Annotated in this window: 23 protein-coding genes; 2 read left to right on the top strand and 21 right to left on the bottom strand. The window is 68.2% G+C overall.

Annotated elements, in window-relative coordinates:
• Positions 1–22: 22 nt before the first annotated feature.
• The 9 genes from ASD65_RS00315 to ASD65_RS00275 all read right to left on the bottom strand — a co-directional run bounded on the left by ASD65_RS00315 (position 23) and on the right by ASD65_RS00275 (position 9918).
• Positions 23–868 carry a prepilin peptidase gene (locus ASD65_RS00315; RefSeq protein ID WP_056216877.1) on the bottom strand — a complete coding sequence of 282 codons (846 nt, stop codon included), beginning with the start codon at positions 866–868 and terminating at the stop codon, positions 23–25.
• Positions 865–4485: a beta strand repeat-containing protein gene (locus ASD65_RS19265; protein WP_235566560.1), complete on the bottom strand. Its 3621-nt coding sequence runs from the start codon at positions 4483–4485 to the stop codon at positions 865–867. The genes ASD65_RS00315 and ASD65_RS19265 overlap by 4 nt, the downstream gene beginning before the upstream one ends.
• Positions 4482–5084 (bottom strand): PilW family protein, encoded by a 603-nt coding sequence (locus tag ASD65_RS00305; RefSeq protein ID WP_056216871.1) that lies wholly within the window; start codon positions 5082–5084, stop codon positions 4482–4484. The genes ASD65_RS19265 and ASD65_RS00305 overlap by 4 nt, the downstream gene beginning before the upstream one ends.
• Positions 5081–5494 carry a type II secretion system protein gene (locus ASD65_RS00300; RefSeq protein ID WP_056216869.1) on the bottom strand — a complete coding sequence of 138 codons (414 nt, stop codon included), beginning with the start codon at positions 5492–5494 and terminating at the stop codon, positions 5081–5083. Before ASD65_RS00300 ends, ASD65_RS00305 begins: the two co-directional genes overlap by 4 nt.
• 89 nt (positions 5495–5583) lie before the next feature.
• Positions 5584–5964: a type IV pilin protein gene (locus ASD65_RS00295; RefSeq protein ID WP_056216867.1), complete on the bottom strand. Its 381-nt coding sequence runs from the start codon at positions 5962–5964 to the stop codon at positions 5584–5586.
• A 205-nt stretch (positions 5965–6169) separates the two neighbouring features.
• Positions 6170–6469, bottom strand: a complete 300-nt coding sequence (locus tag ASD65_RS00290; RefSeq protein ID WP_056216865.1) for a DUF1905 domain-containing protein — start codon at positions 6467–6469, stop codon at positions 6170–6172.
• A gap of 63 nt (positions 6470–6532) precedes the next feature.
• Positions 6533–7114 (bottom strand): YdeI/OmpD-associated family protein, encoded by a 582-nt coding sequence (locus ASD65_RS00285; protein ID WP_056224311.1) that lies wholly within the window; start codon positions 7112–7114, stop codon positions 6533–6535.
• 198 nt (positions 7115–7312) lie between these two features.
• Positions 7313–8737: an HNH endonuclease signature motif containing protein gene (locus ASD65_RS00280; protein WP_056216862.1), complete on the bottom strand. Its 1425-nt coding sequence runs from the start codon at positions 8735–8737 to the stop codon at positions 7313–7315.
• 365 nt (positions 8738–9102) lie between these two features.
• On the bottom strand, positions 9103–9918 hold the full coding sequence (locus tag ASD65_RS00275; protein ID WP_056224309.1) for a glycosyltransferase: 816 nt from the start codon (positions 9916–9918) through the stop codon (positions 9103–9105).
• A 29-nt stretch (positions 9919–9947) separates the two neighbouring features.
• Here ASD65_RS00275 and ASD65_RS00270 point away from each other — a divergent pair, with 29 nt between their 5' ends.
• Both ASD65_RS00270 and ASD65_RS00265 read left to right on the top strand, forming a co-directional pair.
• The gene (locus ASD65_RS00270; RefSeq protein ID WP_056216861.1) at positions 9948–11111 is read left to right on the top strand and encodes a serine hydrolase domain-containing protein; all 1164 of its coding nucleotides are present in this window, start codon (positions 9948–9950) and stop codon (positions 11109–11111) included.
• A 42-nt stretch (positions 11112–11153) separates the two neighbouring features.
• On the top strand, positions 11154–11603 hold the full coding sequence (locus ASD65_RS00265; RefSeq protein ID WP_235566559.1) for a DUF1294 domain-containing protein: 450 nt from the start codon (positions 11154–11156) through the stop codon (positions 11601–11603).
• Positions 11604–11615: 12 nt separating this feature from the next.
• Here ASD65_RS00265 and ASD65_RS00260 read toward each other — a convergent pair whose 3' ends face one another.
• The 12 genes from ASD65_RS00260 to ASD65_RS00205 form a co-directional block, all read right to left on the bottom strand.
• Entirely contained in the window at positions 11616–12575 is a 960-nt protein-coding gene (locus tag ASD65_RS00260; protein ID WP_082561501.1) for a L,D-transpeptidase, read from the bottom strand.
• A 45-nt stretch (positions 12576–12620) separates the two neighbouring features.
• A complete protein-coding gene (locus tag ASD65_RS00255; protein ID WP_056216858.1) occupies positions 12621–13547 on the bottom strand; it encodes an urea transporter in 927 nt (308 codons plus the stop codon).
• 10 nt (positions 13548–13557) lie between these two features.
• Positions 13558–14592 carry an urease accessory protein UreD gene (locus tag ASD65_RS00250; RefSeq protein WP_082561500.1) on the bottom strand — a complete coding sequence of 345 codons (1035 nt, stop codon included), beginning with the start codon at positions 14590–14592 and terminating at the stop codon, positions 13558–13560.
• The gene (gene ureG / locus ASD65_RS00245) at positions 14589–15224 is read right to left on the bottom strand and encodes an urease accessory protein UreG (RefSeq protein ID WP_056216856.1); all 636 of its coding nucleotides are present in this window, start codon (positions 15222–15224) and stop codon (positions 14589–14591) included. Before ureG ends, ASD65_RS00250 begins: the two co-directional genes overlap by 4 nt.
• A 44-nt stretch (positions 15225–15268) precedes the next feature.
• Positions 15269–15964, bottom strand: a complete 696-nt coding sequence (locus ASD65_RS00240) for an urease accessory protein UreF (protein WP_056216853.1) — start codon at positions 15962–15964, stop codon at positions 15269–15271.
• Positions 15965–15972: 8 nt separating this feature from the next.
• Positions 15973–17697 (bottom strand): urease subunit alpha, encoded by a 1725-nt coding sequence (gene ureC, locus ASD65_RS00235; protein ID WP_056216851.1) that lies wholly within the window; start codon positions 17695–17697, stop codon positions 15973–15975.
• Entirely contained in the window at positions 17697–18134 is a 438-nt protein-coding gene (locus tag ASD65_RS00230; protein WP_056216849.1) for an urease subunit beta, read from the bottom strand. Before ASD65_RS00230 ends, ureC begins: the two co-directional genes overlap by 1 nt.
• Positions 18135–18193: 59 nt before the next feature.
• Positions 18194–19057, bottom strand: a complete 864-nt coding sequence (locus tag ASD65_RS00225) for a hypothetical protein (protein WP_056216846.1) — start codon at positions 19055–19057, stop codon at positions 18194–18196.
• A gap of 1 nt (position 19058) precedes the next feature.
• Positions 19059–19364, bottom strand: coding sequence for an urease subunit gamma (locus ASD65_RS00220; RefSeq protein ID WP_056216845.1), 306 nt, complete (start codon positions 19362–19364; stop codon positions 19059–19061).
• A 174-nt stretch (positions 19365–19538) separates the two neighbouring features.
• Entirely contained in the window at positions 19539–23072 is a 3534-nt protein-coding gene (locus ASD65_RS00215) for an FUSC family protein (protein WP_156378754.1), read from the bottom strand.
• A gap of 167 nt (positions 23073–23239) precedes the next feature.
• Positions 23240–24406, bottom strand: a complete 1167-nt coding sequence (locus ASD65_RS00210; RefSeq protein WP_056216839.1) for a sensor histidine kinase — start codon at positions 24404–24406, stop codon at positions 23240–23242.
• 28 nt (positions 24407–24434) lie between these two features.
• Complete coding sequence (locus ASD65_RS00205; protein ID WP_056216836.1) at positions 24435–25100, bottom strand: response regulator transcription factor; 666 nt, start codon at positions 25098–25100, stop codon at positions 24435–24437.
• Positions 25101–25227: the final 127 nt, after the last annotated feature.

The following is a 25227-nucleotide window of genomic DNA, read 5'->3' as shown; positions in this document are numbered from 1 at the left end:
TACCCACTCGCACGATGTGATGTCACGACACATAGAGTCCTCCGTAGAGCCTGCCGACGATCTCGCCGGCGAAGATTCCGGTCCAGGCGCCCGCGATCATCCACGGCCCGAAGGGGATCGCGGTGCGGCGGCCGGCCTTACGGGTGGCGAGCAGGATGATGCCGAAAACCCCGCCGAGCAGGAACGCGGCGAAGGCGCCCACGATCAGAGTCGACCAGCCGAGCCAGCCGAGGTACAGTCCCACAACGCCGGCAAGCTTCACGTCTCCGCCGCCCATGGCCCGAGGCTGCACCAGCCGCAGAAGGAAGTAGAAGGCGTAGAGCGCGGCCATGCCGATGCCGGCTCGGCCCAACGCCCACCAATCGGCGCCGAGCAGGCAGGCGATGGTGAAGAGTACGATCGCGACGAGGTAGCTGGGCAGCACGATGGCGTTGGGCAGCCGGTGGGTGTCGAGGTCGATGAGCGTCAACGCGATGCTGATCGCCGCGAAGTACAAGAAGGCGACGAGCACGACAACGGTCGCGCTCATCGACGTCGAGGAAACGACGTGAGACGAAACGTCCGTCGCAAGCACCCACCACGCGATCCCCGCGAACGCGAACCCGGTGAAGGCCTCGACGAGCGGATACCGCGGTGAGATCGGAGCGGAGCAGTTCGCGCATTTCCCGCGCAGCACGATCCACGACACCACCGGCACGTTCTGCCACCAGCGCACGGCCGTGTCGCAGTGCGGGCAGCGGCTCTCACGTGTGAGCGGAATACCGGCCGGCACGCGGTACACGACGACGTTGAGGAACGAGCCGATCACGAGGCCGAACAGGCCCGCGACGACGACGAGGTAGACGAGAAGAGCGGTCGACACGGTCACGGCTCCGTCTGCGTGAGTCGGTCGCCGATCGCGTATGCCGCGATATTCATGTGTCCCGTGTCGGTGATCGTGTCGATGTCGCAGGGCAGGGAGAGGATTCCCGGGATGCTCATGTCGACGCAGCTGTACTTGGAGAGAACGTTCGTGTCGACGGACGCGCTGCCGTTCGCGTAGATGTGCCCCTGCCAGTTGTTGAGCCATCCGCCCGACACGCCGCACGGAGTGTAGAGCAGCACGTTCGCCTTGAAGGCGCCATCGCCGAAGATGCCATCGCCGCTGATCGAGATCCTGTTCTGACCTGGGCTGCAGTTGGGCACCGCCTCCACCACCCCGCGCGGCGAGCGTTGCGGGCTTTGGTCTTTGTCTACCTGGACGACGAAGAGCTGGCGCGTCGCGCTCTGCGATCCCATGGATGCGAGATCGAAGCTCGCGTTGTTCACCAGGATGACGGCGTCGCGCTTCAGGTTCGTTGCCGCCCACGACATGGTGATGGTGTTGGTGCACCCTGTCGCATCGATGACGATGTTCTTCGCATCGCCGGGCACCAGGACTGCGCCGGTCGCGGTTTCGCGGACCTCTCCGGCGGTGTTGAGGATTCTCGTCAATTGGCCACTCAATCCCAGCCACGATGTGCAGCGCGTGCCCGAGAGAGTGACCTTGAAGTAGTCCGGACCCCAGTCCGTGTAGGTGCCGAGGTCGAGCCACGTCGTGCGCAGCTGGAGGTCGTCGATGTCGGACCACGTCTTCACCGTGCGCTCATTGAGCACGAAGGGCGGGGCGGATGGCGGCGTCACATCCGGCACGCCGACGACGGGTGCGATGGCGGTGAGCGCGGTTCCATCGGTCGAGGTCAAGGTCATCGTCCCGCTCACCGGCGCGGTGAACGCCGGAACAACGGTGGGGGCTGCCGGCTTCGGATTCGTCGTGGTGTTGGAGTTCACCGTCGGTGACCCCACGTTCGTCGTTCCGTTCGCCGGAGTCGTCGAAGCCGTGCCCTTGAGGTAGCGCGCGTTGCCCGATCCGCTGGGGATGCCCCAGCCGTTGGCCACCGAGTTGGCAGCGGATTCGACTGTGGAAGCCGAGGTCGTGCCGACGCGCACACGCCAGTTGCTTCCTGCGAATATCGACTTCGATGTGCTGGCCGACTGCAGCTTGCCGCCGATCGTGCAGTACGGGTAAGCGGTCGTGTTCGCGTTCCACGAGTTGCCCGCCTGCGGAAGCGTCAGGATCCCGCCGGCACGGAAGTCTCCCGTGACGGAGCACGCGGTCGATTGCGTCGTCTTGATGTCGCCCACGGCAGTCACGCTCGCCGTGGGCGCGGTCGTGGTGAGGCCCGCAGTGCCGCCGCTCGTGTTGAGGTTGATCAGTCCGCCGACGAGGATGCCGGTCTTCGAGCTCACCGCTCCGGTGGCAGGCGCGGATGCCGAACCGATGTTCTGGCTCACCGCGATGCGCCCGTTGACGGCGGCCAGGCCGCCGCTGCCTGTGACGCTGCCGGTGATCTCGAGATTGCCGGCCGTGGCGTTCACGGCTCCCCCGCTCACGTCTCCTTGAATGAGGACAGTCCCCCCGGTCTTCGCACCGCTGCCGGGCGCACCCTTGATCGAGAGGGTGCCGTTCGTCGCCGTCACCGCCACATTGTTCGTGACGTTGCCGACCACGATGAGGTTCTCCGTAGCGGTGACGGAATTGCCGCTGGCCAGGTTGCCGTTCACGAAGATGTACTTCGCCGACTTTCGGCCGCTGCCCGAGAGGTTGCCGGAGTTGTCTCCCCACAGCGCACCGCCCAAGGCTTGCCGCGCGCCGTCGCCGGAGATGGTGCCGTTGACGGTGAGGTTGCCGGTGGCCAGCGCATCTCCGCCACCGAGGTTGCCGGTGACGATGAAGTCGGTGGCATTCTTCGCACCGGTGCCGCCCAGGTCGCCCTTGACCGACATCGTGCCTCCGGTCGCGGTGCGCGGGCCGTTGCCGGCGAGAGCGCCGTTGGTGATGAGGTTCTCCCCGGCTGTGACGGCGCTTGCTGTATTGATCGGCTGCGTGGTGGTGATGCTGCCACTGGCTTCGCGAACACCGCCGTCGAGCGTGCCGCCCGTCTGCAGATGTCCGCCGTTGGCGTCCACCTTGCTGGCAGTCACGATGTTGCCCAGAACCTTGACCGCACCGCCTGCTGTGACGGCTCCCGATGCGGTCGTGATCGCCCCAGCGACCGAGATGTCGCCCAATGCGGTGGTGCCGCCGGAGTTGGCGATGTCGACACCGACGGTGATCGGACCGCCGTTCGCCTTGACGACGCGCGAGCCGCCGATGCTGCCCTTCACTGTGATGCCCAGACCCGCTGTGACGATGCCGGAGCCGAGGATCGAACCCGCGGTGGTGATGTTGCCTGAGGTGGCCGTGCGCGCGCCCGAGTCTTGGATATCGCCTCCGGCGAGGATCGATGCCGAAGCAGTCACGCCGTTGGCGCCGAGGATCTTGCCGACGACGGAGATGTCGCCGCCGTTCGCGGTGACGGCCGCGGTTGCGGTGAGATTGCCGCCGGTGGCGATCCCACCCGCCGCTGTCAGTGCCTTGCCCGCGGTGATGTAGTCCACGGCTTCGATGGACCCGCCGTTGGAGGTCGTGATCGTGGGACCACCGCTGCCCGTGGCGATATGGCCCGCGAGGGTGAGATCGCGCGTCGTGTAGGTGTCTTCGACATCGTTGATGCTCGGGTTGTCGGCGATGGGGTCGGTGCCGACGTTGAGCGTGCCGCCGTCGGCTGCCTCGATGCTGCCCTGCACGTGAGCAGGGCCGCCGACCGACATCGTGCCGAACGCGTAGCTGATGCACACGATGAACCACGCAGTGCACTTGCGCTCGAAGTTGATTGTTCCGGCCACGACGAGCTCACCATTGATCGTGCAGGCGTCGCCACCCCATCCGAAGAAGGCGTCGGCACCGACGTTGACGTTGCCGTTGAGCACATAGACGCTGCCATCGAAGACGGTGCCGTAATTGCACTCGAGGTTGCCGTTCTTGACGATCATGTCGCCCTTGATCGTGCTCGCCGTCGCAGCGTACGACACACCCTGATAGCCCAGGCCGCCGCCCGCGACGGTCTCCTTGCCGAGTTGCCACTTGTACACGGCGTCGATGACCTCTGTGCCGCCACCGGCGCTGCTTCCGATCGAGCGCACGACGATGTACTTCGTGCCGTCCGTGGGGCAGCTCGGCACCGCGGGAACGTCGTCGGCTCCCACTGACCCCTGCCATGAGGTCGGCGGGGTGCCGCTGTCGATGGCCTGAACCCACGCCTGATAGACGGGGGTCTGGCCGACGGCTGACGTGAAATGGCCGATACCGGCCGCGCTGTTCGTGCACAGCGCGGAAGCCGTCTCTTGCGAGAGCACAGAAACGACGGCGTCGCGGCCGGCTTCGGCGGCGGCAAAGCTCTGCGCATCCGTCCTGCCCTGAGCGGTCTGCGCGATCGTGAACATGCACGCGGCGGCGATGATGGCGGACGCGATGAAGCCCACTGCCATGAGAGTGAGTACGGCGACGAGCGTGGCGCCGGAGTCGTCGCGGGTGGTGGTGCGGAGGCGATCACGCACGCGGGCGAGGACTATGTCGGTTTTCACGAACATGAGGCGATGACTCCTCCCGTGCCGCGCGGGGTGATGGTTCCGCGAAAGTCGACGTTGGGGCTGTCAGGCGCGGATGCCTTCACGTCTGTGGCGAACCAGAGGGTGTAGTCCAAGGATTTGCCGTCAAGGACGAAGGGGATGCTGGTGTGATGGTCGGCGTCGACCAGCACCACACCCGAAGTGAGGGCTCCCGTCGACGCTGTCGGCCACGTGCCCACGGGCAGCTTGGCGCCCTGGTAGAGGAACAGATCGTAGACGTCGCGACTGCCTGTACTCGCCGCCGCGTTGCGCTGGAGCGTGAACTGCTGGCAAGGTTTGTCCAGCGTCGTGAGCACCGTGAGCGTCTTGCCGCCGTCGGCGATGGCGAAGGCGGTGGCGTTGCGCATGGCTCTCTCGATGGTTGTGGCCGCGAGCTGGCCTTTGGTGGTGGCCTGCGTGGTGGAGGTCACCTGGTCCTGCCCCTTGAGGGTGCCGATGAACATCGATACGACGATCGTGCCGACGACGACGGCGAGGGTCATATAGATGACGAGCTCGATGAGGGTGAGCCCGGATTCGTCAGAACCGACACGCTCTCGGAGCGAGGCGGTCACGGGGTCTCGCCCGGAGGCTTCGGCAGGAAGATCAACGTCTCGACGGCGGCGAGGACGTCTCCGTCGCCGTTGGTCGCCGTCGCCGTGTACTTGACCGCGAGAGGACGCAACGTGTCGTTGCACGCCGCATCGACGACACCGGTGATGAGGATGTCGTCACCACGATCGGTGGTGAAGCTGCTCGTACCGTTCAGTGCGCTGCATCCGCCGTCCGCGCGTGAGCGGACTTCGTCGATGAAACCCGACGTGGCGTGCGTGGCGCCGGCGACGGCGCTCTGCTCGGTCGCCACTCGAAGGCCCGTCCAGATCAACGGAAGAATCGCGACGGCGAGGAGCCCGAGGATGAAGATCGCGACGATTACCTCGACGAGGCCGAAGCCGTCGTCGTTCGTATCGGATGCACGCGTCATGACATTCCCCAAAGTCAGCGGTGTACGGATGGCTCCGTGGTGGCGTCGAGGCCGGCGCGAGTAGTGCGCGCCGGCCTCAACGAGATTGGTTACGGGCAGGGGCCAGCCTCGGCCTCTGCGGCGCCATCGAGCGCGCCGGCCCCGGTCGCCGTCACACAGAAAGTCGTGAGCGTGTCACCCGCGAGCTCAAATGTGTAGTCCGCGGTCTCGCTCAGAGCCAACTGCGCTTCGGGATCGCCATCAGCGCCACGAGCGATCTCTGCGGCAACTACGGTTGCCCCAGAGGCGGCCGCGTTCTTGAGCGAGTTGTCCTTGGCTGACTGCTGGATGGCACCGAACACCGGAATGGCGATGGCGACGAGGATTCCGAGAATCGCCACGACGACGATGAGCTCGATGAGCGAGAAGCCCGCCTCACCGTCTTCGCGTCGCTGCTTGGCGGTCTCGAGGTAGTTGTGAATTGTGCGCATGACGAAGTACTCCCCAGTTAGATGCGTTGACAGAACGCCCTGGATCGCGCAACGGAATCCCCAGATTCCCAGTCTCCCCAGAGCTGGTGTCTGACGTCGCCCCCATAGCGACGCCTTCCCCGGGACTAATAATGAGAGGCTTCTCATGATTAGTCAAACCCCAATTCTCACGTTTGAGTAACGCAGGGTGCCTGAAGCCCGGAATCTAGCCGTCGAGGACCTCGAGGCGCACCGAAACTGGTCCGCCGTCGACGAGGGACTCGGCATCCCGCACCGCTTTTTTCAGTGGCAGGACGTAGCTGCCGGTGTCGCTGTCCGGAAAGATCGACGTCACCCACTCGGACTTTCCCACCCGCGCACGCACACGGACGGATCCGAATCCGCGGTAAGGACGCGGGATTTCACGGACCATTTCAGCCAGCTCGAGCGGGAGCGCGGTGAAGTACCAAGACGAGTCGGTGCGGGCAGCCCACTGGAACACGTCACCCTCGAACTCGATGATCATGCTTTGCACAGTAGCGAGGGGATGTGACAGGCGGCGAATGGGCCTTCACGCGATGCGGCTCGCTCACGGCCGGGGATGCGGCGTCTCCCCGCGCGCGAGCATGTCGACAAGACGCGCGACGCGATTCGCTCTCGTCACGGCAGTGGGGGCGGTCATCACGCGATGGAGCACGGCGTACCGGTTCGTCGCATCGAGCTGTGCGAACAGAGCGGATGCCGCGGGTTCGGCCGCGAGCGCCGCCGCAAGGTCGTCGGGCACCTGCGCAGTCGACGCACCGGAGTAGGCGCGATCCCAGCGTCCGTCTCCCTTCGCGCGGTCGATCTCCGCCTGTCCCCGCGGACGCATCCGGCCCTCGTCGACGAGCCTGCCGACGATTTCGACGTTCCGCTTCGACCACAGCGAGGCCTTGCGCCGCGGAGTGAACCGCTGCAGAAAGGTCGCAGCATCCATACTCGCCTTCTGGCCGTCGATCCACCCACTGCAGAGTGCGTGCTCAAGTGCCTCGGCGTAGGTAAGCGTCGTAGGCGCGGTCGCCCCCTTCTTGGCGAGCACGAGCCAAACGCCCTCCGAAGTGTCTTCGTTCGCGTCCAGCCACACCCGCCAGGCGGCGGCATCCGTCACGACGAAAGGATCCTTGTCGGCCATCCGTCGAGGGTAGCCGGTGACCTCGGTGCGCTGCTCCACGACGGCTCGCCATCGAACGATGTGCCCGCGAGCAGAAACCCTCGATGACGAACTCGATGGTTGGTACAACCGGTCGACACAGTCGGATCGCGTCCTGAGGCGGGCCGGCGACGACGCTTCGACAGATTCAATCATCGGGGTGGGTTCAGGGTCCGGGGGTCATGTTCGGAGGGCGAATCGTTCTCGCATCCGCACCGGCGATTTCGTGATCGGGCGCCATTGCCCCGACCCGTCCCACCACGTGGGCCCGCGGACTTCCGGGATGCCGTCACGCATCCGGACTTTCCAGCCGCCTGTGTCGAGGGTGCGATGGTGGTGCCAGCACAGCAGCACCCCGTTGTCGGTATGCGTCGGTCCACCTCGCGCATGTTCGTGCACATGGTGGATTTCACACCAGCTCGCATCGACATGGCAGCCCGGGATGACACATCCGCCGTCGCGCAGCGCGATCGCGAGTCGCTGGCGGTGGTTGAACACCCGATCGGAGGTCTCGATCGACACGATCCGCCCTCGGTCGTCGGAGGTCACTCGTTGCACCGCGCGGCAGCACGCAATCTGCCGCGCCGCGCCCACCGATACCGGCTCGTCGCACCCGTGGAGGTGCGCGTATCCGGAGCCGTTCTGAAGGTCTTCGGCACGCACCGACACGACGAGGGTGGGCGCGGCGCCACCGAGCGTCGGCAGTACGCCCGACCCGGCGACCCGTTCCAGCACCATGGCGAACACATCGTGCAGCTTCTGTGCACGGGTGCGACGATCAGCAAACGTCTCGGCTTCGGTGTCGGGTTCTTCGGTGAACCATGGCCCCGTGGGTGTCGGCGCTTGGTCGACCTTGGGATTGAGGATGCTGTCGGCGACCAGCTCAAACTGCGCCGCGACGTCCGCGAGCAAGTTGCCGTGAAAGGGCACGACCCCGTCGCGGCAGACACCGAACGTCACTCCACGCCTGCGCAGCGCCACTCGCTCGCGCGGCTCGGCGCCGTCTTGATCGAGGTACATCGCCCACACGGTCGCGAGCGCCCGCAGATCGTCGGCGCACGCCGCGGGGGCTCCATCCACACCCTCACCCCGGGAGGCCGCGGCCAGTTCGTGATCAGCCGCGAGGAGCGCGGCATGACCCGCCGTCGAAGCGACCCCTGACAGCGGGACGGTGACCGCGAGCACGCCGTCGACCCCGATGTGTCCGGCTGCCAGTGCCGCGCGCATCGCCGGGTAGTCCGCCGGCAGCACCTCACCCGAGCTCGGCGCCGTCTCGCGGATGACCGCGCGCCCCGCCTTCACCAGGTCGGCCGCCGAACGGGACGAAACCTGCGTGACCCGCTGCACGAGCTCCCCCGCCGATCGGCATCCGAACCTGGTACTCATCCGCTCGTCGCGCACGGGCACGCTCGAGCGGTAGTCGATCTGCGCGGCCCCCTCGATCATCAGCGCCTCAGCCCGGCGGGCCACGCGCGCAGCCACCGCCATCACCTCGAGCAGACTCTCGTCCGTCGCTACCCGCAGCCCGTGATCGGTGAGAGCCTCATCGACCGCACCGCCGAGCGCAGCATCAAGTGTTGCGAGGGTGGCGACGAGGTCTTCCATACCCCTATTCTGCCGAAGGCCTCCGACATTCCTGACCTAGAAAACAGCAGATCAGCACACTAATTTCCTGTTGATATCTCCGCTCTGGAGCCGCTTGGGGAGGAGCCGTCGCACGGCTGTTCCTGAGCCCGACACCAGGGCCGACGATGCTTCGACAGGCTCGGCGAACGAGAGGCGTAGAGGGCACCCCGGGAGTGCACGCGCGGGCATGTCGCCTCGGTCGCTTCGCTCCCTCGCTCAACAACCGGGGCGGGCAGGGGCGGGCGCTTCGTCTCGCTGCGCTCGCTCAGCGACCGGGGGTGGACGTACGTCGGCGGGCGCTTCGTCTCGGTCGCTTCGCTCCCTCGCTCAACAACCGGGACAGGTCAGCGGCCGAAGCCGGGGGCCCAGTCCTCGTCGGTGGGCGACCACGGGTCTTCGCCGTCGACGATGGTCACGCGGCGCGCATCCGCCAGCTCGCTGCGCCGGCGCCACGCGGCACCCTCGGGCCAGCTGGCGGCGAAGGTCGGGACCACGCGCCACACCCGTCGCCACAGCCCGCGCTGCGAGGTGAGCGGGCGCGAAGACACCGGCATCCGCAGTGTCGGGTCGTACCGGATGCCGTCGGACGGCCGCAACTGGATCGTCAGGTCGAGGTCATCGTGGATCTTCGCGTTGCTGCGATCCACGCGGTCGCGCACGCGCTCCCACACCGACGCGCGCATCGCGAAGTTCGAGCCGAAAACCAGCGGATGCCCCAGCCACTTCTTGATCCAGTAGTGCCCACCGCCGATGTACCAGTGCTCACCGAGATAGTGGACGAGCGGCGTCGCGCCGTAGAACTCCGCACCGCCGGTCAGCACCCCGAGCCCGGGGTCCGACACGAACGCGCGCACCAGCCGGGCGATCCAGTCGTCATGCGGACGTGAGTCCGCGTCGATCCGCGCGATGATGTCGGCCGACCCCATCGCCTCGTCGTATCCGCGCGCCGCGGCGGGCCAGATCCCGACCTCCGGCTCCGGGAACACCTCGGCGCCGAATCGACGTGCGACCTCGGCCGAGGCATCCGTACTCGCGTTGTCGATCACCACGATCCGGTCGGCCTGATGCGTCTGCAGGGCCAGTGCCTGCAGGCAGGCCTCGAGGAACTCGGCATCGTTGCGGCACGGGATGACGACGGTCACGCGGGGTGGGAGCGACACGAAAGTCACCCTACTCGTAGGCTCAGACCGTGGATGCGACGACGCGGGTATTGGACGAATCCGTCGATGCGGCGATCGGATCGGGCGTGCCTCTGATCATCGCAGGACTGACCGACACGAGCGAGACCCGCTATCTCCACCCCGCAGGCCGACGCACCGCGGACGGGGATGCCGCGGCATCCGACACCGTCCTCGCACTGTTCTCGGCGACCAAGGCGTTCACCGCGACCGCGGCCCTCCAGTGCGTCGAGGACGGCCTGCTCGACCTGGACGCCCCGGCCCGCGAGTATCTGCCCGAGATCGGCGATCTGCGGGTGCTGGAGGAGCTGGGTGCCGACGGCTCGGTGCGCACCCGCCCGCCCAGCCGCGACATCACGGCGCGCATGCTGCTGCTGCACACGTCCGGACTCGCGTACGAGATGTTCGACCCCCGCTACGCCGTGCTCGCGCGGCAGCGGATGAGCCATCCCTCCCCCACGCCGATGCGGGACTCGCTGTTCTCGCCGTTGCTGCACGACCCGGGCGAACGCTGGACGTACGGCATCTCGATGGATTGGCTCGGGCTCGTCGTCGCCGCCGTGCGCGGGCAGCGCCTCGACACGGTCGTGCAGGAGCGCATCTGCGCACCGTGCGGCATGACGTCGACCTCGTTCGACATGCGCCCCGACATGCGCCCGCGGCTCGCGACCCTGTTCCGCCGCACGCGCGACGGGTCGCTCGTGCCGTCCACGGCCGAGGTGCCCGATACCCCCGAACTCGACATGGGGGGCCAGGGGCTGTACTCGACCGTGCCCGACATGCTCGCACTGCTGCGGGTGTGGCTGGGCGACGGCTCCGCCCCGGGCGGACGCCTGCTGCGCCCCGAGACGATCGAGTGGGCGGCGCGCGGGATGCCGGGGCTCGAGGTCACGCCGCTCCCCTCCGCGATCCCGGCCTTGACCCGCGACGCGGACTTCTTCCCCGGCTCGCGCAAATCGTGGGCCTACTCGTTCCTCGTGACGGAGGACGACGTGCCCGACGCCCGTCGCGCCGGCACACTGTCGTGGGCGGGCCTGGCCAACGTGCACTACTGGATCGACCGAACCTCGGGTCTCGCCGGCGTCTGGGCGGCACAGATGCTGCCCTTCTTCGACCCGGCGTGCGCCGCCGGTGTGGACGCCTTCGAGCGGGCCGCGTACGCCGAGCTGAGCTGACCGCAGCCGGGCGGGGTACGTCGGCACCCTAGGATCGAGCGCATGTCGTCCCCGTCGCCGCGTCGCACCGCCGCTCCCCCGGTCCGCCCCGACCGCGACCTGTCGCGACCGCTGCCCGCCGCGCTGAGCTGGTCGGTCGTGCTGCTGTTCGTCGCCGCATTCGCCGCTGCCGTCGTGCTCGTGCCGCTGCCGCTGTGGCTCCCCGCGATCTACGGCGTCCTCAGCGTCCTCGCCTTCGCGACCTACGGCATCGACAAGGCCGCGGCCAAGCGCGGGTGGTCGCGGGTCTCCGAGCAGACGCTGCTGCTGCTCGGCTGGGTGGGCGGATGGCCGGGCGCACTCATCGCTCAGCAGCTGTTCCGCCACAAGACCCGGAAACGCTCGTTCCGCCGGGCGTTCTGGACGAGCGTCGTCGGCAACATCCTGGTCCTGATCGGGGTCATCGTGCTGGCCCGACAGGCGATCTGGGACATCGGCGCGCTGTTCGGCTGAAGCGCGGCAGCCCTACGGCCGGATGATCACGGGTGTGCCGAGCGGAAGCTGGGCGAGCCGGGTGATCGCGTCGGGGTCGACGCGGAGGCATCCGTTGGAGATGTTGCCGGAACGGTCGTCGTGGTAGTGGAAGGCGGTCACCGCGGCCTCCGCCCCGCCGAACCCGTCGAGGGTCGGCGACTGCACGGAGAGGTACACGAGCGGATGCCCGCGGGTGTACCAGAACGACGGTTCGGTGCGGATCGTCATGACGAACGCGCGCCCCACCGGAGTGGGCGTCCCGTCGGCGCCCCAGCCGAAGTCGGTCGCGATGCGCTCGGGCACACCGGCCCGCACGATGTCGATCGTCCGCGCCGAGATGCTGACCTCGACGGTCGCGTCGAGGGGGGTCAGCTCGACGTCCTGCATCCGCAGCCACCCGGTCACCTGCGCGGGGTTGCCCTGTGACGGCACCGCCTCGCGCCCGACCAGGAGCACCTTGACCCAGTTCTCCTGCTGCTCGATCACCGGCACGGTGGTGCCGTCGAACGGGAACTCCCGCGGCAGATAGGCGATCGGCTGCCCGGTCGGGTCGGCGAACACCGGCGCTCCCCAGTCGATCGGCCGCGCGGCGAGGCCGGTGAAGGCGCCATACGGATCGTCGTCGACGGGCAGGCTCCCGAGCACCGTGAAGACGTTGATCTGCGTAAGCTCGCTGAGGCCGTAGCCCGTCGTGTTCGCCGGGAACCCGGTCGGAGTCGGCGTCGGGGTGGGTGTGGGCGTCGGCGTGCGGGTCGCCGTCGGTGTGGCCGAGGGGGTCGGCGCTGCGGCCGGCGCCGCCGCGGGGCGCAGCATCCACGCCGTCGTCCCGGCCGCGATCAGCACCACGACCAGGGCGATGATCAGCCACACCCGAGTCGACCGTCGCCGGGCAGGCGCGACGGATGCCGCATCCGTCGTCGCGGACGCGTCGTGCGGCGCCTCATCCCCCATCACCCCATGGTCGGCCCCGCGAGCGGATGCCGCAACTCGGGCAGGTCAGGTGCGCTTGGCCGACGGGATGTAGTGGGCGATGATCAGGAACACCCACGTGGTCAGGATGTACGGCCAGGTGTAGGTCGGGCCGGACAGTTGATGCATGAACAGGGTGACGAACGCGGTGACGATGGTGCCGATGACCGCGAGGATCCAGGACGTCGGGCTGCTCTTGAGAAACACAACCGCCAGTGCGATCGCGGTCAGCACGCCGGAGTAGCCGGCCAGCCCGTTCGCGGTCTCGGTGAGGGTCTCTCCCATCAGCAGCGCGCAGACGCTGCCGACGGCACTGCCCATGATCGCGGCGAGGCCGACCTTCCAGCTCGCGACGAACAGTCCGAGGAGGATCAGTGCACCCGCCCAGAGGTTGTCGATCAGCACCACCTGCGACACGTTCGTCAGGAGCGACCGTGCGAAGGCGAGCGGCACGGAGTCGACCGTCGGTGACGCCGCGGCGGTCACATGAAGCGCCTGGGTGCTCACCAGCACACCGGTCGCGACGATGCAGAACGGCGCCGTCGTGGACGGCAGCTGGAAGACCTTGAGCGGGGTCTTGGTGAACAGTGCCACCACGAGCCACGCCACTGGTGCGCACAGGGCTCCGCCGACGACGGCGATCGGGTAGGCGGGCCACTGCTCGCCCCCGATCGCGGCGAACGTGGCAGCGCCGACGAGCGCGCCGCAGAAGCCCTGCAGACCTGCGGTGATGTCGGATGCCTTGGCGCCCAGCATCCGTCCCGCCAGCGTCGCCGCGACACAGCCGAGAACGGCCAGGATCGCCATACGCCAATCCGCCACGACGAACGCCGCGATGATCAGCAGCGCCGTGATGATGTTGACCTGGAAGTAGATCTGCGAGAACCCGCGGCCGAACCCGAGCAGCCACGCCCGGAACGACCCCACCGAGTTCGCTGTCGCGGCCTGGCTCATGTCGGTCCTCCTAGCTCTTGCGGATGATCGGCGCCGGCGCACCGGTCAGAAGCTCGTGGGCCGCGGCGGTCGCGGCGGTGTTCGCGCGCGCCATCGCCACCGGGTCGTTGCCGACCAGTCGCACCCAGACACCGGCGTCGCCGGGCAGCGCGCTGACCCCGAACATCAGGTCGTCGTCGTACTCGTCGGCGAGCGCGGCGTGCAGGCAGTCGGCGAGCGCCGCCACCGGCACACGGGACGTGAACACGTAGAGCATCGCGAGGATGTCGTGGTCGGCGAGCACGCCGAGCCCCTCGACCCCGCCCTCATCGCCGGGGCAGAGCCGCACCCGGTCCAGCGCGACGAGGCGCCCATCGGGGCGGCGCACCTCGAGATCGGATGCGTACACGTCGTACTCGTGCCGTTCTCCGCGCGCCAGGCGCCCGGCGTACACGATCTCGCCGAGCAGCAGGGTCGCGGACTCGTCGAGCACGACCTCGGTCTGCTGGTACAGCCGCGACTGCGCGAACGGCACGACCGGCTCCGGCAGGTACTCGACGTACGCATCCGCCTCCACGGTGATGTTCATGAGCGAGACCGCGTAGTCGTGCTCCATCCGGTACGCCCGCGTGTGCGCCTGAGTGGTCACGTACGCCGATGTGCCGGGACCGAAGGCCAGGTCGGTGCGCAGCCGGTCGCCCTGCACGATCCCCCCACCCGTCGACATCAGGTACGTGTATGCCATGTCGGGGCGCTCGGGGTTGAAGTACAGCGGGTGCATGATCTGCAGCGGGGACTTCTGGTAGTGCTGCACCAGCTCGGTGCGGCCGCGGTTCTGCGCGAAACCGAGCTGCAGGATGCCCACCTTGCCGGGGCTGCCGACCGGCAGGATCGGCTGCGACCCGGCGTGCCGCTGCACTTCGATCGGCACCCGTTTCGGTTCGTAGTACTCGGGCTGCAGACGGTACCCGCCCGCGTTCGGCGCGCGCAGCGGCACCACCGGCGCGAGTTGCTCGGCGGGCTCGTCGGTGTCGATCTCCGCCGCCACAGCGGTGGGGGCCGTCATCCGACCAGTTCGGCTCGGGACTGCGCCCAGTGCGACATGATCTGCTCGTGCAGCTGCGCCAGGCCCTCGCCGGTGAGCGAGTTGGTCAGCACCACGGGCTTGTCATCGCGCACCCGGAGGGCGTCGCTGTGCATCACATCGAGGTTGGTGCGCACGTACTGCGCGATGTCGATCTTGTTGATCACCAGGATGTCGCTCTCGGTGATGCCCGGACCCCGCTTGCGGGGCATCTTCTCCCCCTCGGCCGTGTCGAGCACGAACACGAACACGTCGGCGAGCGCCGGCGAGAAGGTGAGCGTCAGGTTGTCTCCGCCGGACTCGTAGATGAGCGTGTCGATGTCGGGGAACCGCTGCAGCATCTCGGCACCGGCGGCGAGGTTCATCGTCGGGTCATCCCGCACCGCGGTATGCGGGCAGGCGCCGGTCTCGACGCCGACGACGCGTTCGGGATCCAGGATGCCGGCGAGCTCGCGCCGCACGTGCTGCGCGTCCTCCTGCGTGTAGATGTCGTTGGTGATGACGCCGGGCGTGCGCCCCGCCGCGATCAGCAGCGGCACCAGCGCCTCGGTGAGTGCGGTCTTGCCGGACCCGACAGGGCCCCCGATGCCGATCCTCAGGACGTTCTCGCTCATGGTCTCCTCTTTCCCTCTGTCGTGCGGGTGAATCGTGGTGAAGCTCAGCTGGCGAACAGGCGCGCCTCGGCTCTCTCGTGCTGGGCGGACATGATGTCGGCGACGGGCGCGCAGCCGCCGAGATCCGCGAGATCCCGAGCCACGGCATCCGCCGCCACCTGCTCGATGACCGCGCCGGTGCCGTGCAGCATCACCTGCGCGTGCCGGTGATCGGTCAGTCGCAGACGCAGCGCGGCGCCGACGAAGCTCACCGCGAAGGCGAACAGATCGGATGCCACGGCCTGCTCCGTCTCGACCCCGCTGTCCGCGTAGACCATGGCCGTCGCGACGGGTTGGCAGCCCGGTGTCGTGCCGGCCGTGACGCGTCGCCCGTACTCGGCGAGCGCCGGTCCGCCGATCACCTCTCCCGCGAGATCGGTGAGCTGATGGCCGCTGCGCACCGATGCCCGGCGCATCTCGGCGTTCAGTTTGGACGCGAACAGCCGCTGATCGACCTCCTGCACCAGCCCCCAGTCCGCGGCGAGAGCCGCACGGTGCGCGGCGGCGAGCGCGGTGGCATCCCCCGGCCCCACCGAATGCGTCAGCAGCTCCGCGAGCAGCTCCTGCACGTCGCCGCGCTCCACGAGACGGGCCTGCGCATACCCCTCCAGTCCGTGGGACATCGTGTAGAAGCCGCTCGGGAACGCCGAGTCGGAGAACTGCAGGCTCGAGAGCAGCTGACGCACATCCGAGTTCGCCATGCCGCCCCTTACGCGAGGAAGAACAGCTGGGTGAGCGGCAGCGACTGCGCCGGGTCGATGGTGGCGACCTTGCCGTCGTACGTCACGACGTACGTCTCCGGGTCCACCTCGATGACCGGTGTCGCGCTGTTGCGCACCATGTGCTCCTTGCCGACCGTGCGGCACTTGTGCACCGGCAGCACCTGGCTCTCCAGCGACAGCTTCTCCGGAATGCCCTTGTCGATGGCCGCCTGCGACATGAAGGTTACGCGCGTGGATTGCAGCGCGCGCCCCTGCGCCCCGAACATCGGCCGGAAGTACACCGGCTGCGGCGTCGGCAGCGATGCGTTCGGGTCACCCATCAGCGCCCAGTTGATCAGGCCGCCCTTGACGATCAGCTTGGGCTTCGCCGCGAACGAGTCCACCGGCCACAGCACGATGTCGGCGATCTTGCCCACTTCGAGCGACCCGATGTAGTCCGAGACGCCCTGCGTGATCGCGGGGTTGATCGTGATCTTGGCCAGGTAGCGCAGCACGCGGAAGTTGTCGTTGTCCTCCGCGTCCTCCGGCAGCTTGCCGCGCTGGTCCTTGCAGTGGTGCGCAACCTGGAAGGTACGCATGAACGACTCCCCCACGCGGCCCATCGCCTGCGAGTCGGACGACACCATCGAGATGATGCCCTCATCGTGGAAGACCGTCTCGGCCGAGATCGTCTCCGCACGCACGCGCGAGTCGGCGAACGAGACGTCCTCCGGGATGTCGTGCGAGAGGTGGTGGCAGACCATGACCATGTCGAGCAGCTCGTCGACCGAGTTCACCGTGTACGGCAGCGTCGGGTTGGTCGAGGACGGGAGCACGTTGGGATGCCCCGCGACCTTGATGATGTCCGGCGCGTGCCCGCCGCCCGCACCTTCGGTGTGGAACGTGTGGATGGTGCGGCCGTCGATCGCGTCGAGGGTGTCCTCGACGTACCCGGCTTCGTTGAGGCTGTCCGAGTGCAGCGACACCTGCACGTCGAACCGGTCGGCGACGTTCAGGGCCATGCTCAGTGCGGCAGGTGTGGCACCGAAGTCCTCGTGCACCTTGAGTCCGGCTGCGCCGGCCTCGATCTGCTCGATGAGCGCCTCCGGCAACGATCCGTTGCCCTTGCCGTGGAAGCCCATGTTCACCGGCATCGCCTCGGCGGACTCGAGGAGTCGGGCGAGGTTCCACACGCCCGGCGTCGTGGTCACGCCGTTCGTGGCATCCGTCGGCCCGGTGCCACCGCCGAACAGCGTCGTGATCCCGTTGGAGAGTGCGGCATAGGCCTGCTGGGGAGAGATGTAGTGCACGTGGCTGTCGATGCCGCCCGCGGTGGCGATGAGGTGCTCGCCGGCCAGGATCTCGGTGCCCGTCCCGACGACCAGCCGGGGGTCGACGCCGCTCTGCGTGTGCGGGTTGCCGGACTTGCCGATGCCCGCGATCTTTCCGTCGCGGATGCCGATGTCGCCCTTCACGACGCCCAGGATCGGATCCAGGATGATCGCGTTGGTGATCACCAGATCCAGCACCATCTGGTCGTTGGTGGCCTGCGGGTCCGCGGCCATGCCGTCGCGGGCGGTTTTGCCACCGCCGTAGACGACCTCGTCGCCGTAGTGCCCCTCGTTGAAGTCCTTCTCGATCTCGATCACGAGGTTGGTGTCGGCCAGCTGCACCCGGTCGCCGACCGTGGGGCCGAACAGGTCGGTGTACTGCTTGCGCGAGATGATGGCCATTACTTCGTCCCCTTCTTCGCCGTGGTGGTGCTTTTGGCGCGGCTGGAGCTCTTGCGCGCAGTCGGCTTGCCGTTCTTGAACCCGAGCTCGGTCATCAGCGCCATCGCGCGCACCTTGGTGGAGGCGGCATCCAGCCCGCCGTTGACGAGACCGTTGAAGCCGATGATGTGCCGGTTGCCCGCATACGCCGTCAGCGTCACTTCCTTCGTGTCGCCGGCTTCGAAGCGCACACCTGTGCCGGCGGGCATGTCCAGATGCATGCCGTACGCGAGCTCGCGCTCGAACAGCAGGGCCTTGTTGACCTCGAAGAAGTGGAAGTGCGACCCGATCTGGACGGCGCGGTCGCCGGTGTTGCTGACCAGCAGCGTCACGCTCGGGCGCCCGGCGTTGATCTCGATGTCGTCGGTGCGGTGGTGGTACTTGGGACTGCCTAGCATGATCTTTTCCTTCCCTCGAAGAGGTTCAGTGCTTCATGTCGCTGTGCGTATGTCGTCCGTCAGTGTGCGTGGACGTGCTCGCCCTGTGAGTGGGAGTGGGTCTCGCCGCCGCCGTGGCTGTGCGAGTGTCCACCGTGGGAGTGGGTGTGGCCGGTCGATTCCTCGAACGCATGCGAATGCGCGTATCCGTGCCCGTGGTCGGCCTGCAGCCCCGCCTCGATGCCGGTGCGGCCGTGCCCGAGTTCGTGCAGGGCATCCCGGACACGCTCCTGGATGACGCGGACCACCGCGGATTCACTCATCAGCGGCCCGAAGAACTCGGCGTACCCGCGCTCGTCCGCGGGGATCGGCGACTCGCGCCCGAAGCCCGCGGGCACGACGACCGCGCTCGTGCTGCCGAGCATCCGAAGCCGGCTCAGGGCCTCGATCATGCCGGCATCCCCATCCGTGATGGCGACCTCGACGACGTTGCCGGCGCCGTGCGTGCGGACGAGGTGCGCGATCCGGTACAGCTCCGCGTCGTCGAACGGATTCGCGGCCGCCGCCCAGACCGCCAAGGCGGCATCGGGTGCGGTGCGGTGCACCGCGCCGGCGGCAGTGCGCAGCCACGCCGTGAGGTGATCGTCGGTGCCGAACGAGTCGGCCAGTGCGAGCCGGCCGTGCGCGCTGCCGGCCAGCCACTTCAACGTCTTGGCGGTGTCCGCGACGAACGTCGGGTTGCGACCGAACGTCATCGGAATGACGACGATGGGTGCGTCATCTGCGGCGATCAACCGGGTGATCAGGTTGTGCAGCGGCCGCCCGGCGGGGGTCACGATCGAGTGCGGCACGAGGTCGGTGAGGTACAGCAGATCGGCGCCGTTCGCGCTCTCGTGTCCCCCCACCAGCACCACCGTCGCACTCGGCGCGGCGGGCTGCGTCACGTCATACCCCGATCGGATCGTGGCAGGAGACGAGCTTGCTGCCGTCGACGAAGGTCGCCTCCACCTGCAGCAGCGGCAGGCGCTCGCGCACCCCGTCCATGCAGTCCTTCTCGGAGACGATCGTCTTGCCGAGCTCCATCACCTCGGCGACGGATCGTCCGTCGCGGGCCCCCTCGAGGATGGCCTCCGAGATGAGGGCGATGGCCTCGCTGACGTTGAGCTTCGTGCCTCGCTCGCGTCGGCGCCGGGCGAGTTCCGCCACTTGGTACACGTAGAGCTTGTCGATTTCCCGTGGAGTGAGGTTCATTTCTTCCCCGCCATTCGCCGTCGTGATCGAGTCGATACTCCCGCGCCAGGCTCCGAGCCAGGCCCGTCATCCGCGACCCTACGCCCCTCCTCAGGGGCTTGGCTACTGGTCTGCGAGAAGTTCATCCGGACGCGCGAGCGGTCGCGCGAGGCTCATGCCGCGCGGGGTATCGGGCTACTTCGACGCGAGCGCGGAACGGATGCGCGCGAATCGGCCGGTGTCGGGCTGGGCGTTGTCGATCATCACGGCGAGCGTCTGATCGATGCGCGCGATCGAGCTCAGCACGGCCTCCAGCGTCCTGCTGTCACCGGAGTCGTCGCGATCGGCGAGCGGGATGTCTTCCTGCAGCGCAGCCGGCAGCCGCCCGTCGAGCACCGTGAGCAGCACGTCGAAGTCGTCCTCGCACACGGTGCGCACCTGGTCCCACTCGTCGGCCGTCAGCGTGTTCTCGGCGGGTGCCAGCGCGTCTGTGGCGGCGATCAGGTGCCGTGTGTACAGCAGCAGCGCCCACAGCGCCGTCAGCTGCCCCTCGATGCCGTGGACGTCCAGAGCGCCGGACGCGCGTCGCAGCGGTGCCGCGGTCGCCTGCACGCGGCGCAGCTGGGCGGTCATCTGCAGTTCTTCGTGCGCGAAGGACTTCCTGTCGAATCCGGCTGCGGCGGGGTCGTTGCTCAGCCGCTGCAGGCACCGCTCGGTGACGTCCTTCACCGTGCGGACGAGGCGCATCGTGTCGGTGTTCAGGCGGGTACGGGTGCGGGTCGGCAGGATGAGGGCGGCCACCACGAGGGCGATGACGGCGCCGACGACGGTCTCCAGGATGCGCAGCTCGATCGTCTCGGTGTCGAGCTTGCCGAGGTACTCGTAGAGCATCGCGAACATCATCGTCTGCCAGAAGGTCGACAGCGGCGCCGACACCGCCCGGAAGTAGGTGGAGGCGAAAAAGGTCAGCGCGAGCGCCGGCAGCAGCACGGCGGGATTGCTGCCGACGGTGATGGCGAGCCCGAAGCCCACGGTGGCGCCTGCGACGGTGGCGAGGATCCGCTGCGTCCCCTTGCGGTAGGTCTCCCCGTCGGTCTCGCCCAGCACCTGGTGCGCGGGCATCACAGCCCAGTACTGGTAGCTCGTCGAGATCAGCGACCCGACCCACAGCGCGAGCCCGGTCGACAGCGCGGCCTGAACGGCGCGTCTCAGCGGGGCGGCGAACGGCGACGCATCGGCATCCGACGTGGGCGACGTCGCACCGGCCGGACCGGCTGCGGCGGCGGCATCCGTCTCCGCTTCTCCCTCGGATGCGGGATCCTCCGTCGCGTCCGTGGGCGACGCCGTCCCCTCCGACGTGGCATCCGCGGCCGGTGGGGCCCCCCACGCCGCGGTCGCATCCGCCGGCTCCTCCTGGTCATCGGTCGCCGTCACGTTGCTGCCGAGCTCAGCGCTGCCCGCGGTGTGCAGCGCATCCGTGGCGGTCACCAGCTCGTACAGGGCACGGTGGACCTGCCGGGCCTGCGGGGGCCAATCGACGGGCGGGTCGCGGAACGCGAGGGCGGGGTGGACGGCTGCCGAGGAGTCGTCGCCGGAGGTCGCCCACGTCGGGCGCTCCGGGTATTCCCGCACGTGCTTCTGCACATGCTCCAGCTCGCCGGCGAGGAGCGCCCGGATCGGCACCGGCACCCGCAGCCCGGTGGCCGATCGGGCCGCCGTCGCCAGGTTGACGACCGCGAGCTCGACGTCGAACACGCGCATGCGCAGGGCGTCCAGCTGCCCCGGCGTGAGGCCGAGCTCGGAGTCCGGCTCCACCAGCTGCCCGCTCAGGAAGGATGCGGCGTGGTGCAGCTGCTTCAGTTCGGCGTGGACGCGGCGGCGCAGGTCCGGATCCCACCGCGCGGCCGAGACGGTGTCGATCAGCGGGTCCATCACGCGAGCGATGCGCAGCTCGAGCGCATTCACGCCGCCCACCACGACGCGGGCATGCGCGTTGCGGTTCGGGATCGCCTGGATCAGGACGGCGACGATGACGCTGAGGGTCGCGGTGAGGGCATAGAGCAGCCACTCCCTCGGACTCAGGCGCAGCAGCAGGATGAAGTAGAACGTCACGAACGCGAGCTGACCGAACCCGCCCCACATCGGACCGAATCCGGCCAGGATCATCCCGACGAACGCCAGGAGCACCAGCACGATGGCGGAGATCAGCGGTCCCGCGGGCACGATCGCGTCGAGGCCGATTGCCGCGAGCACCGGAATGATCACGACCACCCCGGCGAACCTGCCCCAGCCGGATCGTCCGCGGCCGGCGCCGGCCGCGGAGGCCGCGAACATCGTGATCATGCCGCCGAAGATGGCGATCTGCATCGGCGCCGATCCGGTCGCGGCGAACCCCACGCCGACCACTACGACGACCGTGAAGATGGCCGCACCCAGCACCCGCAGCGCATCGATGGCCCTCGACAACCCCGGGTCGATCAGCGTCATGCGGCGGTGGAAGAACGATCGGATGCGGGACGGGAGCTTCTTCGGAGACGGCGGGATCAGCACCGCATCCTCGACCTGATCGGTGCCGTTCGAATAGACCGGCTGGTAGTCGAGATCCTTGCTCACCGCGATGGTGAACTGCCGCGCGTGATACGCGAACGGCAGCCACTGGAGGTACCGAGCGTAGGCCTCCTCGAGGTCGACGAAAGGGGCCTCCTGCACGAGCTCGCCCATGTCGCGGTTGACCCCGGCGAATCGCGTCACCCACGGGTCACCGGCATCCGCCAGCTTCGCCGCACGCCGGCGGTTCATCGAACCGTGCAGCTTGCGGTCGGCCTCGATCAGCCGGTCGAAGTCCGCACGCGACAGCGCCTCGGGCACATCCGTGCTCTTCCAGTTCAGCAGCGGGTGCATGTACGCCTGGAACTTGTCGAACTGCTCGGTGAGGGGCAGCAGCGTCGGCTCCTGCGTGACGGGGTTCGAGGCCGGCAGCCCCCAGCGCAGCCCCGCGATCACGCCGCTGAGCATGCGGACCGAGTACGGCAGTGAGAACGTGTCGCGTCCGCTCTGGAAGTAGTACGCGGCGTGGTGCAGCCGCACGCCGTCGGTGTACGAGCCGAAGCTGTCCGAGATCGAGTCCAAGTGCCCGTCCAGTCCGCGCGACCTGCCCTCCGGGAAGTACGGCTTCAGGCTCGCGATCGGCTCGCCCACCCCGCGTCCCGCGCTGAAGAACTGAGACGAGAGGCTGCGCAGCGAGCTGATGACGTCGTAGATGCCGAGCAGGAACGTGAGGATCAGCGAGACCAGTACCACCCCGGTCAGGGTCTCGGCGATGGAGAGCACCCGGAGCACGTCGGTGTTCGGCGTCAGCTGCGACGTGCCGACCGTGGCCAGCTGCGCCGCGCTGAAGTAGATCGCGCCGAACAGGTCGGCGTGCACCCCGTCGTAGAGGAAGCTCTTGCCCTGCATCAGACCGAGGTAGATCAGGCCGAAACCGAGGATCACCCCGCCGATCCACGCCAGCACCGTCACCATGATCTGCAGGCCGGTCACCTGGCGCAGCACGACCGGCCGCCAGCGACGGGAGAGACGGCGCGTGATCTGCCGGATCAGGCTCCACTGCCACGAGGCGAGACGCCCGGCGAAGAAGCCCGCCTCGTCATAGTTGAGCGCAGTGAGAAAGACGTCCAGGAGGGTCAGTCCCAAGACGGCAATTCCCAGGCCCACCCAGACGGCGTCCACGCGGCCAGCATAGGGGTACGAGGTTCTCGCGTCGCGTGTCACCGCAGGATCGGCCTCGGCACGCCGCCGGGCACAACTGCGGGACGTCCGCTCGACACGCCGCCGCTACGGGCCGCACAACCGGCGCGTCGGCCCGAACCTCCGCAGTTCGGCACGCCGGGGCGTACCTACTTCGGTGCGGGCTCCGCGGGGAAGGTCACGATCACGCGCAGTCCGCCGGTGGGGCGGACCGTGAGCTCCAGGGCGCCGTGGAAGCGGGTGACGATGGCCGACACGATCGAGAGCCCGAGGCCGTGCCCCTTGGCCGACGTGGACCGGCGTCCCGCCGCGCGGGTGAACGGCTCCGCCAGGGCGGTGACGGCATCCGCTTCGAGGATCGCGCCGCTGTTCTCGACCTCGATCACCGCGGATCCGTCGGGGGCCGTGCGGGTGACGATCGTGAGGAAACCGTCGGATGCCGCGTTGTGCCGGATCGCGTTCTGCACGAGGTTGGTGACCAGTTGACGCGCCAGCACGGGTTCGCCGTCGAAGGGCGCGGGCTGCAGATCGAGCGCCACTGTGACCCCCGCTTCGACCGCTTCGTCGGCGCAGAACTCCGCGACCTCCGCCGCGACTCTCGCCAGGTCGATGCGCTCGCCGGTGACCGTCGACCCTTCGATCTGCGCCAGGCCGAGCAGTGCTTCTGCCGTCTCGATGCTGCGCTCGTTCATCGCCCGCAGTCGGTCGAAGAGCGCGCGCTCGGCAGGATCATCGCGCTGGGCGATCGCGACATCGAGCATCGCCCGGGTGGTGGCCAACGGGGTGAGCAGCTCGTGCGACGCGTTCGAGGCGAACCGCTTCGACGCGGCGAAGGAGCGCTCGAGCTGCGCGAGCATGTCATCGAAGTTCGCCGCCAGCTCGGAGATCTCGTCGCGCGGCCCCTCGAGGCGGATCCGCTGCGCAAGGTCGCCGTGCGCGGCCTTGCGGGCGGCGCCGTTGATGTACTGCAGCGGCCGCAGCATGCGCCCGGCGACAGCCCAGCCGACCGCGATGCCCACGAGGGCGAGCACGATGAGCACGATGAGGGAGACGATCAGCAGCAGGTTCAGCAGCTGCTCGGTCGAAGTGATCACGATCTCGGAGGCAGGGGTGGTCGTCGACGCGGGGGTGGTGCCGCCCGTGACCTCGGGCATCGGCGTCGAGATGCCCGGCTCCATCGGTTCCGTCGGGAAGGAATCGGATGGCACGAGGTCGTAGGTGGGCACGAATCGCATGAACACGTAGACGATCGTGAGCATCACGAGGCCGGCACCCGTGAGCAGGGCGGAGTAGGTCAGCGCCAGGCGCGTGCGCACGGTGGCACGATAGCGCCGGGTCTGCGGCTCAGTCGTGGTCTGTGATGGCATAGCCGACCCCCGGGACCGTGGTGATGATGCTGTGCTCGCCGAGCTTGCGACGCAGGTTGCTGATGGTGACTTTGACCGTCGCGGTGAATGGATTGGCGTTCTCGTCCCATGCCTTTTCCAGGATCGTCTCCGCGCTCACAACTCCGCCGTCCGCCCGCAGGAGCAGCTCGAGCACGGAGAACTCCTTGCGCGTGAGCTGCACGAACCTGCCGTCCCGGGTGACCTCGCGGCGGAACGGATCCAGACGCACCCCGCGCTTCTCCAGCACGGGCGGGAGCGCGGTGAACGTGCGACGGTTCAGTGCGCGCAGCCGGGCGATCAGCTCGGGGAACTGGAACGGCTTCGTCAGGTAGTCGTCGGCGCCGAGCTCGAGCCCACCCACGCGGTCGTCCAGGGCACCGGCCGCGGTCAGCATGAGAACAGCGGGACTGCTGGGGTCGGCGGCCAGGGTGCGGCAGACATCGTCACCGTGCACACCCGGGATGTCGCGGTCCAGGAGCACCACGTCGTAGTCGTTGATCTCCACCGCGGCGAGTGCGGCATCCCCGTCCCCCACGATGTCCGCCGCGATCGACTCCATCTCGAGCCGGGTGCGGATGGCGTCGGCGAGGAACTCTTCGTCCTCCACGATCAGCACGCGCATGCGCTCCCCCTCCGGTCGGTGATGTCCGCACCGAGTCAAGCAGACCGCGGGTTGGAGAAAGGTAAAAGGGACGCTTTACCGTCTCGCAACCGCCGCTTTGGTGAGGTGGAATCTGCCAGGTCGCCAG

This window comes from Microbacterium sp. Root61 (assembly GCF_001427525.1).
Classification (GTDB): domain Bacteria; phylum Actinomycetota; class Actinomycetes; order Actinomycetales; family Microbacteriaceae; genus Microbacterium.
Note: the sequence above shows the minus strand (reverse complement) of the source record. Positions and strands in the feature narration are given on the sequence as shown.